The sequence below is a fragment of the Oxynema aestuarii AP17 genome (assembly GCF_012295525.1).
Taxonomy (GTDB): Bacteria; Cyanobacteriota; Cyanobacteriia; order Cyanobacteriales; family Laspinemataceae; genus Oxynema; species Oxynema aestuarii.
In genome coordinates this window covers 4,588,891-4,602,919 of sequence record NZ_CP051167.1, presented here as the reverse complement: position 1 = coordinate 4,602,919, position 14,029 = coordinate 4,588,891, and the positions used below count along the sequence as shown (strand labels likewise).

Below are 14,029 nucleotides of genomic sequence, written 5' to 3'. Positions count from 1 at the left end.
CGACTAAAGTGGGCAATTATTACCCACCCCATTCTTCTGCCTTACTTGAATCTAAAATCTAAAACCTAAAACCTAAAACCGTACTCATGTCTCTCGAAACTGTTGCAGGCGAAGCCCTCATTCAGCAAAACTTAGAACGATTTTTACTCGTTCTCACCGTTTCCTTAAGCGTTGCCACCCTGCCACAAATTTTTAGTTGGGTTCGGCAAATTCCCTATACCTTACTCTTAGTTATTGTCGGTTTAGCCCTCGCCTTTGTCGATGTCCGTCTTGTCAATCTTTCCCCAGAATTAATTCTCTCCATTTTTCTGCCTCCCTTGCTATTCGAGGCGGCTTGGAACCTGCGATGGCCCGATCTCAAACGAGATTTATTTCCCGTCGTTCTTTACGCGATCGTCGGCGTCGTGATTTCCGTTCTTGGCATCGCATTTGCCCTCAATCAATGGGCGGCGATTCCCCTCACCACAGCCTTATTACTCGGGGCGAGTCTGTCCGCCACCGATCCGGTTTCAGTGATTGCTTTATTTCGGGAATTAGGGGTAGACAAACGACTTTCGACCCTCATGGAAGGGGAAAGCTTATTTAACGATGGTGTTGCCGTTGTCGCCTTTAGTTTGCTGGTCGGATTGGCATTGGGAACCGATGATTTTGAGTTGCGGCGGACGGTGGCTGAATTTGTCGGTTTTGTCGGCATTGGGGTAGGAGTTGGCAGTTTAATCGGTTTTGGAATTTCTTTTTTAACCCAACGGTTTGACTTGCCTTTAGTCGAACAATCGCTGACCTTAGTTTCCGCTTACGGGACTTATTTAATTACTGAAGAACTCGGCGGTTCTGGGGTGATCGGCGTTGTCATGGCGGGGATGATTTTAGGGAATTTCGGTTCGCGAATTGGCATGAATCCGCGAACGCGATTAATTGTGACTGAATTTTGGGAATTCCTCGCATTTTTCGTCAATTCGATTGTCTTTTTATTAATTGGCGATCAGATTCAATTTGCGAGTTTGGGCAATAATTTAGATACGATCGCCATTACCATTGCCGCCGTTGCAGTGACTCGGGCTGTTTCGATTTATCTCCTCGGAGGATTTAGTAATTGGGTCGTAGAATCGAATATTAATTGGCAGGAACGGACGGTATTGTGGTGGGGCGGATTGCGGGGTTCGGTATCGATCGCCCTCGCGTTATCAGTTCCGATTATTCTCGACGCCAGAGAAGAAATTATCGCCACCGTGTTCGGGGTGGTTCTGTTTACGTTATTGGTTCAGGGATTGACGACGAAACCGTTACTAAAAGCGTTAAATCTGCTGGGAGAACAAAGCCAGAAACAGCAATATTTAGAAGCGATCGCCCGTCGGATTGCATTAACCCGGGTTCTCGAACGCCTCGAAGAAGAAAAACGGCGACCGGATATCGATCCGGAATATTATCGCTATCAAAAAAGCTTGGTTGAAGGGCAAATCAAAGAGTTAGAAAGAGAAATCGAGGAACTGCGATCGCAAGAACCGGATTTACAAGAATTTGTTCGCGAAAAGTTCCGCGAAGAACTCCTCGCGATCGAAGCCGATACCTATGCCGAATTCGTGCGATCGGGTCGCCTAAATCGAGAGTTGGCACCGTTTTTGCAAGACGTCATTCAAGAGGAGAAAACTTAGGTTTCTTACCCTGTGGCGTGGGTCTTTGACCTGGACAAAAATGCACGAGAAACGTACAAAAAATGCACAAAAAATGCACAAAAAAACAGCCCACCATTCTTTTACAATTGAGATTGAGAGGACTGGTGGGCATGGCTGATTCAGAATGCCTTAAAAGTCGCGTTGGAGAATTTCTTTCCCTCGGCGATAGAGTTCGCGGGCGTAGTCAGTCCAGGTTCCTTGTCCCCAGTAGCGAAAACAACTGGTTTGAACCAACATGTTGTAAAGCAATGCTTCGCGATAACGGCGTTCCCGTGTCAGGGATTCACTATAAATCGGGTCAATTTTTTCGTGGAAGAGGGCGCTGAGTTCGTTCATCGGCCCGAGGACGTTTTCGTAACCTTGCACCCAACTGATGTGGTTGGTCCAGGAAGCCCCTTCGACGTGGAAATTGTGGTCGTGTTGCTTAATTTCGGCGATCGCCGCTTCTATGGCTTCAGAAGTGGCTTTATCCGGATCCACCTTTTGCCAGATCTTGTGTTGTCCCACGGGTTGGCAAATCGGATAATCTTCCGGAGAACAGCCCGCCGCTTCGATCAGTTCGAGATATTCGGTTCCGTTGAGGGCGACGGTTCCGGAACTGCCCCCTTCATTCTTGCCGATGTCGTAAATCGCCTGTTTGAAGCCGTCGGGGAACTCGTTCATCATGACGCCACCGTTTTCGCCGTCGCCGATTTGGCTGACGAGGGGGGGAACGGAAACATTGCCGATTTGCTGGCGCGACAGCCCTTTCGCTTCGTAATAGGGCTGCATTTGGGCGACGAGTTTGGTATCGGACCCTTGGGTTTTAATCAAGGCGGTGATGCTGGTGGTTTCGCCGTTGGAATTGCGCGCCACGAGGCGATAGGGGATGTGTTTGTAGCCGAGTCCGTGACCTTCGGGGGTTTCCACGGAATGCTCTTGGACGAGTAACCAGCGATAGCCGCATTCTTTGAGGGCTTTAACGTACTCGTAGAGGGTATCCGGGTGGTTGGGAAGGTGCATTTCCGGCGGCGAGAAGCCTTTGACGCGACGCAGGGCATCCCAGCCGAAGATGGCGGCAAAATGGTGTTGCCACGCTTGAATGTGAAGTTTGATGTCGGGGATCGGGTTGGAGGGGACGACGCCGTGGCCCCACATGGTCCCCAACCATTCGACGTAAGGCTGGTAAGCGCGATCGCAGGTAATCCGCTTGAGGTTGTCGAGGACGTCGTCGCGTCCCATTTGTCGCAATCCCCACAGGAGATTTCCGGAATAGTCGAGCATCACCCGGGGGTTATAGCCTTCGGCGACGAGTTCGGGGATGAATTGACCCATACGGGAATAGCACCAGGCAAAGGGTTCGGCGTTGTGGTTGTCGCCTTCGCCAGGATGCTCGAACATGTACTGGAGGTTGCAGATCGGTTCGCCGTCGGCCCCGGCGGGGATCGTCGGCTGGTGCATGTGCAGGGCGATCGCGAAACCGGAATTAATCCGGTCGAGCTTGATGTTAGTATCGCCCAGGAAAATCGGATCGTCGTGGTTGACCACGCGACTGACTTCGTTTTCCCAGCCGCAAATATTGGGCAGGCCGTCCACCAGTTCGTCTAAGGTGGGAAGGTTGGGCGAGAGTGGTGTTGAAATCACGATCGTTAATGCTTATAGTGAGATTCGGTTCACCTTAGCTTACCTCCGATGGGCGATCGCCCGCCATAGCCTCGGTTACGAAGCGATCGCGATCCATATATATACTTATTGACTGATGTTCCCCAGTTTCCTCCCGCCTGACGTCGAAAATTTGACCGAGCCGACCTCGATCGCCCTGGCCCAACGCATCCAACGGCAGGGGATCCCCACGCCCTTGCGCGACGAGGCGATCGTCACCAGTTTCGTCCGCGACGGTAGCGGCGACCCGCCGATTTTGCTACTGCACGGCTTTGATAGCTCCCTGTTCGAGTTTCGCCGTCTCTTGCCCTTACTTTCGCCCTCTTTCGAGACCTGGGCTCTGGATTTGCTCGGGTTTGGTTTCGGCGATCGCCCGGTCGGATTGCCGACCCCGGCAGCGATTAAGACTCATTTACACTCGTTTTGGCAAGAAGCGATCGCCCGTCCGGTTATTTTAGTCGGCGTGTCCATGGGTGGGGCGGCGGCGATCGACTTTACCTTATCCTATCCCGACGCCGTAGACCGTCTCGTCCTCGTCGATAGCGCCGGATTTGCCAAAGCCCCGGTGATGAGCCGCTTTTTATTTCCGCCGTTGGGCTATTGGGCGACAGAGTTTTTACGCAATCCTCGGGTCCGCCAAAAAATTAGCGAGCAAGCCTATTACGACCGGACATTTGCCTCTGTAGATGCGGCAGTTTGTGCGGCGCTGCATTTAAAAATGCCCGGGTGGAGCGAAGCGACGATTTCCTTTACAAAAAGTGGCGGTTATGGTTTTTTAAGGGATAAAATTGGTAGAATCGAAAAAGATACGTTAGTTCTCTGGGGCGATCGCGATCGCATTATCGGCGTCAAAGATGCGACTCGGTTTGAAGAAGAAATTGCGGGCAGCAAGCTGATTTGGATTCCCGAATGCGGCCACGTTCCTCATTTAGAAAAACCCCGAGAAACTGCTCGTCATATCGTCAATTTTAGCGGGCGCGCCATCGAAGCCAGCGATTTTTAGAAGGCGCGGCGATCGGAGGACGGCTCCGATCGTCTTCCGTCCGCTTCAGGGGTAAATGTTACTCATTTTTAACCCTTGTCAATATTATTTAAGATTATTTCAATTCTTGTTAAAGTTTCAGATATCCTGACCCTAGGGAGATCGGGTCGATCGCCGCCGTAGAGAACGAAGATTTTCGGGATTGAAGGAACAAAATTGGGGTAAATCGGAGTCTGCGATCGGGAATCTATCCGGTGAAATTTGGGCATTTCTACCGATAGAAAACTGCCAATTGTCCGAGGGGAGTAAACGGGCAACGAGGAGCCTCCAAACCATCGCGATCGCGGCGCCGTCGGTCGATCGTCGATCTCTAAAAAGCTTGGCTATACCCCGATTTTGAGAACAGTTCGGCTCGCGATCTCGCAACGATCGCGATCGCCCACTCCTTTTTGAAACCTGATTTTAAAGTTCCGATAAAACTTTTTAAAAATAAATTCAGCCCGACAAGACTTAAACCCTAAAAACAACCCTAAAAACAACCATAAAAATACTAGAGCTATCCGTTTATCGCTTTTTTCGTCGTTGGTTCCGTTGACTATGTCTCTCAACCCTTCCGTGTTGGAATCCCTCTCCTTAGAGCAGGCGATCGAGCGCGATCCGCTTACCGTCAGTCCCGACCGACCGATTGTCGAAGTCGTCGCCTTAATGAGCGAGGTTCGCGATCGGGCCTGCACCGTGGGGAACGAGTGGGGGGCAACATTGCCGGGAGAGTTGCCCTTACAAGCGCAAATCGGCACTTGCAGCACCTGTATTTTAGTCGTCGAAGGGGCGCGCTTAGTCGGTATCGTGACCGAAAGCGACCTGGTAAAAATAGCATCCCGCGCGACCCCGATCGCCGATTTGACCGTAGCGCAGGTGATGAGCGACGATCCGATCGCCCTGGAATGGAGCGAGGGGCGCAACCTGTTCGATATCGTGCAGTTATTTCGCGAACATGGCATCACCCACGTGCCGATCGTGGACGGGCGATCGCAACTGCTCGGCGTCGTCACCGCCAGCCACATCCGGCGAGTGCTCCAACCATCTAACCTGCTCAAATTTCAGGAAGTCCGGGACGTGATGAACCCGGACGTGATTTGGGCGTCGCCAACTACCTCGATTCGCGAAATCGCCGAACTGATGGTGCGGCGGCGGATCGGCTGCGTGACGATCTCCGAACACAAAAACGGTCATCTCATCCCCGTCGGGATCGTCACCCAACGAGACATCATTCAATTCCAAACCTTAGAACTCGATTTAGAATCCCTCAGCGCCCAAACCGTGATGAGTACTCCCGTACTCGCGGTGTGCCCTCACGATTCCCTCTGGGACGCGCATCAAATCATGCTGGAGCGCCGGATCCGGCGCCTGCTCGTCGTCGGCGCGTCCGGGGAATTACTCGGGATCGTCACTCAAACGCGCTTGTTGCAAATCCTCGATCCGGTACAGATGTATCGCGTCATCGAAGTGCTCCACGAGCAAGTCTTGCATTTAGAAGCCCAAAAAGTCGAGTTACTGCGCGATCGCGCCGCCGATTTAGAACAAAAAGTGCGACAGCGCACCTCCAAACTGCGCGATCGCGTCCGTCGCGAAGCCCTCCTCGCCGGGGTGGCGTCCCGCATTCGCGAATCGCTCAACCTCCAAGAAATTTTAGATTCCACCGCGCGCGAAGTCCGGCGCTTTCTCGACTGCAATCGGGTCTTAGTCTACCAGTTCGCCCCGAATATGGAAGGGGAAATCGTCGCCGAATCGGTCAGCGAGGGCTGTCTGTCGATCCTCGGCAAGCAAATTCGCGATACTTACTTTCAAACGAACGGCAGCTTGGAATATCTAAACGGACGCAAGCGATCGGTCAACGATATTTACCAGGCGGGATTGACGGGTTGTCACATCGAACTGCTCGAAGAGTTCGAGGTTCGCAGCTTTTTAGTGATTCCGATTATTATGGAACCCCGACGTAAGAAGCTCAAACGCGGCGAGGCGATCGCCACCGAGAGCATCGGACGTCACCTGTGGGGATTGTTGGTGGCCCATCAGTGCGACGAACCGCGCAACTGGTATCCGGAAGAGTTGAACTTACTCGAACGGGTGGGGGTGCAACTGGCGATCGCCATCCAACAAGCCCAACTGTTCCAACAACTGCAAGCTCAATTGCAAGCGCGCCAACGGGCTGAAGAACAATTGGCGTATAACGAACGACTGTTGAGCTTATTTTATAAAACCGCCCCGATCGGATTGGCCCTCGCCGACGAACAGGGCCGTTTCGTGCGGGTCAATCCCGCCTTTTGTTACCTGTTCGGTTACCCGGAAGGGGAATTAGTCGGCAGGCATTACACCGAGCTGCTCGACCTCGAAACCCCCGGAGAATGGGAGATCCGCCGTCACGACGGTCGCGTTTTTCACATTTACCTCACCGGGGGCTGGGCCAGTACGGATCGGGGACAGCGCTATTTAGTGACTACGATTACCGACATCACCGAACGCAAACAAACGGAACGGGCGATCGCCGAAACGGCCCAACAGCTTTCCACCGTTCTCGAAACCGTCGGCGAAGGCATCGCCTTGAGCGATCCCAAAGGCTATTTCTTGCTATTTAACTCGAAAATGCAGGAAATTACCGGATATACCGCCGACGAAGCCAATCGCTGCGAGAACTTTTTAGCCCTGATCTATCCCGAACCCGAAGAATACCAGCGCGCTTTATCTCGACTGTCCCAACTGCTCAACTTGCGCGAGTTTCGCAATATCGAAACCACGATCCGCGCCAAAGACGGCACCCGGCGCACCCTGCTGGTGTCCTCGTCGATTGTCAACCATCAAGGACGAGAATTATTTTTAAGTGCCTATCGCGATATTAGCGATCGCAAACAAGCGGAAATCGCCTTGCGCGAAAGCGAAAAGCGCTATCGTCAAATCGTCGAAACCAGTATGGAAGGGATTTGGACCCTCGACCAGGGCGATCGTACCAGCTTCGTCAACCAGCGCATGGCGTCGATGCTCGGTTACGACAGCGAAGACATGCTCGGCGCACCTTTGGACGTTTTTGTCTACAAACAGGACTGCGAGATGGTCAAACAGTACCTCGAATGGCGCCGCCAAGGGATCTCCGCCCAACACGAATTTCAATTTCGGCGCCAGGACGGTTCCTCATTTTACGGCTTAGTCTCCGCCAATCCCCTCTTCGACGATGCCGGGAATTATACTGGAGTCTTGGCCATGATCACCGATATCACGGAACGCCGACAAGCAGAAGCTGCCGTGCAACAGCTCAATGCGGAACTCGAAGCGAGGGTCAACCTGCGAACTGCCGAACTCGCCGACACCATCGAGCAACTGCGTCAGGAAGTCCAACGGCGCGAGGGTTCGGAAAATGCCTTGCGTAAAAGTGAAGAACTCTACCGTACCCTGATCGCCAACTTTCCCAACGGAGCCGTGATTTTATACGATCGCGATTTTCGCTACACCATCTGCGACGGTTCCGGACTGCAAGATATCGGCTTTTCTGGCGAAGCCTTGCAAGGTAAAACCATTTGGGAACTGTTTCCGCCGGACTTGTGCGCCATCCTCGAACCCCACTACCGCGCGGCCCTCGTCGGCAAATCGCGAACCTTTGAAGTTGGCTACGGCAACAAGTTACTCTTGTTGCAAAGTTTACCCGTTACCAACGATCGCGGCGAGATTTTTGCGGGGATGGTGTTGGCGCAAGATATTACCGAACGCAAACAAGCCGAAATTGCTTTACGCAAGAGTGAAGAACGGTTTGCCCTCGCCGTGGAAGGGATTAAAGACGGGATTTGGGATTGGGATATCGAAAGCGGACACCTGTATTTATCTCCCCGGTGGAAAAGTATGCTCGGTTTTGCCGACGATGAAGTACCCCATCGGATCGAATCCTGGCAGCAAACCCTACACCCGGAGGATTACGATCGCGCGATGACGACCCTCGACGACTACCTGACGGGCAAAGTTAGCAGCTACGAACAGGAGTTTCGGGCCCGCCATAAAGACGGTCACTATCGCTGGATTTTGACCCGAGGATCGGCCTTGCGCGACGACCGGGGCAAACCTTATCGCATGGCCGGATCCCATACCGATATCACCGAACGCAAACAGGCTGAAGTGCAGTTGCAACGCCAGTTGGCGGCGATCGAAGCCGCCAGCGACGGCATCGCCATTCTCAATAGCGACGGGCAATTTATTTACCTCAATCACGCTCACGTTACCTTTTTCGGCTTCGACAACGCCCGCGATATCCTCGGCCAAACCTGGCGGGTTCTCTACGATGACAGCGAAATCGAGCGGTTCGAGACCGAAATTCTCCCGGTTTTGCGTCGCGAAGGCCACTGGCAAGGACAGGCGATCGCCCGGCGCCAAGATGGCAGCACCTTTGTCGAAGACCTCTCCTTTACTCAATTAGCCGATGGCGGTTGTATTTGCGTCTGTCGCGACATCAGCGAAATGATGCGAACCTTGAGCGAACTCAAACAAACCGAAGAAAAGCTCAAAGCTTCCCTCAATGAGAAGGAATTATTACTCAAGGAAGTTCACCATCGCGTTAAAAATAACTTGCAAATTATTTCCAGTATTTTTTCCTTGCAATCTCAATCGTTAGAGGACGAAAAAATTCTCGCCATTTTGCAAGACAGTCAGGCGCGGATCTCCTCAATGGCGCTCATTCACGAAAAACTGTATCAGTCCAAAAACATCGCTCAAATTGATTTCGCCGAATATATCAAAAACCTGACTACAAATTTGTTTTCTTCCTATAATATTGGCAACAGGCGAATCGCCCTCGATCTCCATGTCGAAAAACTTTCGCTAAATTTAGATACCGCCATCCCTTGCGGTCTGCTGATTAACGAACTCGTCTCTAATGCCTTAAAACATGCGTTTCGCGATCGCGAAGTCGGCCAAATTAAAATTGACTTCTCTATTTTACCTCCCGATCGCTTGCGCCTGATCGTTCGCGATAATGGGGTAGGTTTACCACCAAATTTTGACTCGCGAACTGGCTACTCTCTGGGTTTCCGTTTAATTCGCGCCCTCTCCCGACAACTCAAAGGGAATTTAGAAATCGATCGAACTCAAGGAACCTGTTTTACAGTGACCTTTCCTCAGCCTACAGAACGCAAGAGGTTCTAATCCGATGTCAAGCATTAAAATTTTGATCGTCGAAGACGAAGCGATCGTCGGTGAAGATATTGCCAGTCACCTCGAAAGTATGGGCTACGAACCGATCGATATTGTAGGCTCTGGTGAAGAAGCTATTAACATGGCGACCCATACCAAACCGGATTTAATCCTGATGGATATCATGCTTCAAGGTCAGATCGACGGCATCGAAACCGCCAATCGAATTCAAAGCCTGTTTCCCGTTCCGATCGTTTACTTAACCGCTTATGCCGATGAAAAAACGCTAAAACGGGCTAAAATTACTCATCCCTTCGGTTATATTATTAAACCCTTTACCCCGCAAGAATTGAAAGTGACAATCGAGATTTCTCTGTCTCGATTTCAGGCAGAATCAGATATCAAACAGGCGTTGGTGGCGGCGGAAAACGAACGGCGACAGGCAGAAGAAAATAGTCATTTGAAATCGCAATATATTTCAATGGCCGCTCACGATTTTCGCAATCCCCTGACTACGATTAAAACTTCTGTTGCCTTACTCAAATATTACAGCGATCGCCTGTCCGATGACAAAAAGGAAAAACAGATCGACATGATCGAATCGGCGACTAAATCCCTAAATGAGTTGTTGGAAGATGTGCTAACTCTCAGCCGTACCGAAGAAAGTCAACTGTCTTTAGAGTTAACTCCGGTAGATATCTCAATTTTTTGTGAAAGTATTCTCGAACCGTTGCGAATGGCCGTCGGCGATCGCTATAACTTAACGTTCTCGTGCGATCTCGATATTTCTATGATTTATTTAGATGCTAAATTAATGTGGCACGTCCTCAATAATTTACTTTCAAATGCCATTAAGTATTCTCCCGATGGCGGTGCAGTCGATCTGTCAGTTTTTCAAGATAAAAGTTATATTTGTTTTCAAGTTCGCGATCGCGGGATCGGCATCGACAAAGGGGAATTAGAACATCTATTCCAGCCGTTTCATCGAGCTCGCAATGTCGGCAATATTCCCGGAACGGGTTTGGGTTTAGCCATTGTCAAACGATCCGTAGACCTTCACGAAGGACGCATCGAAGTCAATAGCGAACTGGGATCGGGAACGGTTTTTAATATCTACATCCCTTGTCGTCGAGTCGAATAACGGTTAGAAAGGGTATAAAAAAGCGGGTTTGCAATCGGTGGCAACGGCAATGGCAACAGCAGCGATCCTCTCCCGTGATTCATTATTGTTCGGTTTGATTTCAGTCACTGATGAGGATAATTTTGAGCCGTGACCTCTCTATCTAATCTATTCACTAAAATTCCCGGACGGGGTTATCTTTTTCTCGCTATTTTAATTTTTGCTGCGTCGAATTCCGTCGTCCGCAAACTCACGGAAATCGGCGCCCAACATCTCATCGACGGACGCAATCCTATTTCATTTTGTAATACCTTATTCGTCGGCAATCTTTGCGCTTTAATCGTATTAATTGCCCTGTATGGCAAACAGTGGACGCCGCGAACCTTAAAACAACTTTCGGCGATCGATTGGTTGGCGTTAATGGGGGTCGCCATTCTTTCCGGGGCTCTAGCCCCATCATTAATCTTTATGGCCCTCGATCTGACCATGGTTAATAATGTAGTGTTAATTGGGCGGATCGAACCGCCTTTAATTTTAGCATTGTCCGTATGGTTGCTCGGCGATCGCGTCAATCCCTGGGTCGTTGCGGGGGCAGTCGTTTCCTTTATCGGCGTCGTGGTGACGATTGTCTGGCAAAGTCCCTCGGAAGAAATGGTTAACATGGGGGCGAGTTTAGAGATTGGTAAAGGCGAAATTTATGCCGCTTTAGGGGCGATCGCCCTTGCCTGTTCTACCATTATCAGTAAAATCAAACTGCGCCAAATTCCCCTCGGAATTTTTACCATTTTTCGCACGGCAATGGGAGCCTTTTTATTCTTTGTCATTACCGTCAAACTGTTAGGCGCCGATCACTTTATCGATGCCTTTTCCCCCTTTGTGTGGCAATGGATGTTGATTTACGGGGCGGCGATCGTCGTCGGCGGTCAACTCTGTTGGTTTCAGGGCTTAAAAACAACTGGAGCATCGGAAGTTTCTTTAGCCAGTTCTTTCAGTCCGATCGCCGGAATTTTAGCCGCTTATTTTATTTTAGGAGAAACCCCGACGACCGCGCAATATATCGGCGGTAGCGTCATTGTCGTCGGGATTATTTTGAACCAAATTGGCGTGGGACAGAAACAGAAAGAAACCGCCCTACCGCCGCCGACCAGTCCCGCCAAAGAGTTAGAAATGGAAACCGGATTTAAAGGAATTTAAGCCTCAACCTTCCCCTGCAAACGAGCTTCGAGGCGATCGAGTAACGTATTCACATCCGCCCCGACTTCCGTAAAACACTCCGGCGGCGACGGTTCCGTTTCAAAGTTAATTAACTTGATTTGTCCCTCGCAAATTCCGAAGATTAACACTTCTTTTTCCGGATTAAACCCGTCAAGAATACCGAGAACTTCGCGCAGTCGATTATCTACGTTAGTATTGAGTTGGGCGATCGCACTTTTGGGACAGTAAATAAAATGCGGCGTCGGCATCATATCGATCCCGATAACATTTTCTTCGAGTTGTTTGTCCTGCCACAATCCCCACGACAGGGCCGCCAAGTCGCGATCGTTCGTTTTGGCAAAATCGGCTAAGATCCGACGCCATTCATCCTCGGGTTTTTCAGGTGGTGCAGCAAACATGAGATGATCTTTCGGCTTCTGGGTGCTTTTTAATTATGCAATAAACTCGCCCATTTGCCCCATCTCTCAGTCGAACGGGCGGCGAACCACAAACCCAAAAATTGACAAAATAAAAAATGGCTCTTCTAGACTGAGCCAAAGCCCGGGGTTTAGTAACAAAACCCCTACAAGGCACAATAGACTGTCGAGAGCGTTGGGGTAACCCGATGGCAGCCATGTGTCGTTTGACGCTCCGGCGATTGCTTCCTCTCAAGCATGGCTGTTAATGTTTATTTTACAACCAGTCTCTTCGATCGAAAAAAGTAAATGCTCTGGCGAATTTTGAACGATCGCCCCGCCCTCGTTACTATAACAAGAGGACATCGCAGAGTAAGTCATGAAAATTCAGACGCCGGACTGGGTAAAACATGCAGTTTTTTACCAAATTTTCCCCGATCGCTTCGCCCGCAGCGAACCCGGGCGCCGGAAGTTATTGAAAAATGCCCCGTGGGAACCTTGGGAAGAAAAACCGACCTTACAAGGCTATAAAGGCGGGGACTTGTGGGGGGTTCTCGACCGCCTCGACTACTTGCAAGACTTGGGCATTAATGCCATTTACTTTACCCCGATTTTTCAGTCGGCGTGCAATCATCGCTACCACACCCACGACTACTATCGAATCGATCCATTATTAGGCGGAAGTGCCGCCTTTAAAGCCTTACTCGACGCGGCGCACGAACGAGATCTCAAAATCGTTCTCGATGGCGTTTTTAATCATGCCAGTCGCGGTTTTTTCTTCTTCAATGACATCCTCGAAAACGGTCCGTATTCGCCGTGGTTGGATTGGTTCAAGATTGAAGATTGGCCGCTTTCCGCTTACGATGGCAGTCAACCCGCGAATTATGTCGGTTGGGCGGGAAATCGCGCTTTACCGCAGTTCAATCACGAAAATCCCGAAGTGCGCGAATACATTTTTGAAATTGCCGAATATTGGCTCGAATTTGGGATTGACGGCTGGCGGTTGGACGTTCCTTTTGAAATTAAAGTGCCGGGATTTTGGCAGGAATTTCGCGATCGCGTCAAAAAAATTAATCCGGACGCCTACATCGTCGGAGAGGTCTGGGTAGACGCCAGGGAGTGGTTGGACGGAACCCAATTTGACGGGGTGATGAATTACCGTTTTACCGAACCGACTCTCGCCTTTATTGCAGGCGATCGCATCGTCCGCGATTACTTCCCTCACAGCGACTATCAACCCTTTCCCGCCTTAGACGCCCCGGGATACGGCGATCGCATCGCCCAATTACTCGATCTCTACCCCTGGGACATTCAACTGACCCAACTCAATCTCTTAGATTCTCACGATACGGCGCGGCTGTACACTTGCGCCCAAGACGATCGCCCCACGGTCGAACTCGCCACCTTACTCTTATTTACCTTCCCCGGAGCCCCGAGTATCTACTACGGCGACGAAATCGGTCTTCCGGGGGCGGACGATCCCGACTGTCGGCGCAGTTTCCCGCCGTCGGAACAGTGGGATAACCAAGTTTTAGAATACCACCGCCGCTTAATTGCTTTGCGCCACCGCTATCCGGCATTGCGAACCGGACTCTATCTCCCATTAGAGGCGCAAGGGATGATTTACAGCTTTGCACGCCAGCTAGACGGGGAGGAACTGGTCGTGGCGGTCAATGCGGGGACGGAAAAGGCGCAATTGAGCTTAACCGCGAGTCGATTGCAGTCCCGTCCGAGTCAGTGCGTGTTTGGAACTGGGGCGATCGCCTGGGACGGCGACCGCGCGACGGTCAGCTTGGACGGGCGATCGGGAGCGGTTTGGGCGGTTTCCTAGCTT

At 51.0% G+C, this 14,029-nt stretch carries 8 protein-coding genes; 6 read left to right on the top strand and 2 right to left on the bottom strand.

Annotated features, from left to right (window positions below):
- Positions 1-86 precede the first annotated feature (86 nt).
- Positions 87-1,652, top strand: a complete 1,566-nt coding sequence (locus tag HCG48_RS18545) for a Na+/H+ antiporter (RefSeq protein WP_168570478.1) — start codon at positions 87-89, stop codon at positions 1,650-1,652.
- Between the two features lie 150 nt (positions 1,653-1,802).
- Here HCG48_RS18545 and HCG48_RS18540 read toward each other — a convergent pair whose 3' ends face one another.
- Positions 1,803-3,299, bottom strand: coding sequence for a polysaccharide deacetylase family protein (locus HCG48_RS18540; RefSeq protein WP_210437281.1), 1,497 nt, complete (start codon positions 3,297-3,299; stop codon positions 1,803-1,805).
- A gap of 112 nt (positions 3,300-3,411) precedes the next feature.
- On the opposite strand from HCG48_RS18540, the gene HCG48_RS18535 reads away from it, so the two are divergent.
- From HCG48_RS18535 to HCG48_RS18520, 4 genes are all read left to right on the top strand, one after another.
- A complete protein-coding gene (locus HCG48_RS18535) occupies positions 3,412-4,317 on the top strand; it encodes an alpha/beta fold hydrolase (protein ID WP_168570476.1) in 906 nt (301 codons plus the stop codon).
- A 576-nt stretch (positions 4,318-4,893) separates the two neighbouring features.
- Positions 4,894-9,477, top strand: a complete 4,584-nt coding sequence (locus tag HCG48_RS18530) for a PAS domain S-box protein (protein WP_168570475.1) — start codon at positions 4,894-4,896, stop codon at positions 9,475-9,477.
- A gap of 4 nt (positions 9,478-9,481) precedes the next feature.
- Positions 9,482-10,606, top strand: a complete 1,125-nt coding sequence (locus tag HCG48_RS18525) for a hybrid sensor histidine kinase/response regulator (protein ID WP_168570474.1) — start codon at positions 9,482-9,484, stop codon at positions 10,604-10,606.
- 129 nt (positions 10,607-10,735) lie between these two features.
- Positions 10,736-11,779, top strand: coding sequence for a DMT family transporter (locus tag HCG48_RS18520; protein WP_168570473.1), 1,044 nt, complete (start codon positions 10,736-10,738; stop codon positions 11,777-11,779).
- On the opposite strand, the gene ccmS is transcribed toward HCG48_RS18520, so the two are convergent.
- Positions 11,776-12,198: a beta-carboxysome assembly chaperone CcmS gene (ccmS, locus tag HCG48_RS18515; RefSeq protein ID WP_168570472.1), complete on the bottom strand. Its 423-nt coding sequence runs from the start codon at positions 12,196-12,198 to the stop codon at positions 11,776-11,778. The genes HCG48_RS18520 and ccmS overlap by 4 nt on opposite strands.
- Before the next feature lie 376 nt (positions 12,199-12,574).
- On the opposite strand from ccmS, the gene HCG48_RS18510 reads away from it, so the two are divergent.
- Entirely contained in the window at positions 12,575-14,026 is a 1,452-nt protein-coding gene (locus tag HCG48_RS18510; RefSeq protein WP_168570471.1) for a glycoside hydrolase family 13 protein, read from the top strand.
- Positions 14,027-14,029 lie beyond the last annotated feature (3 nt).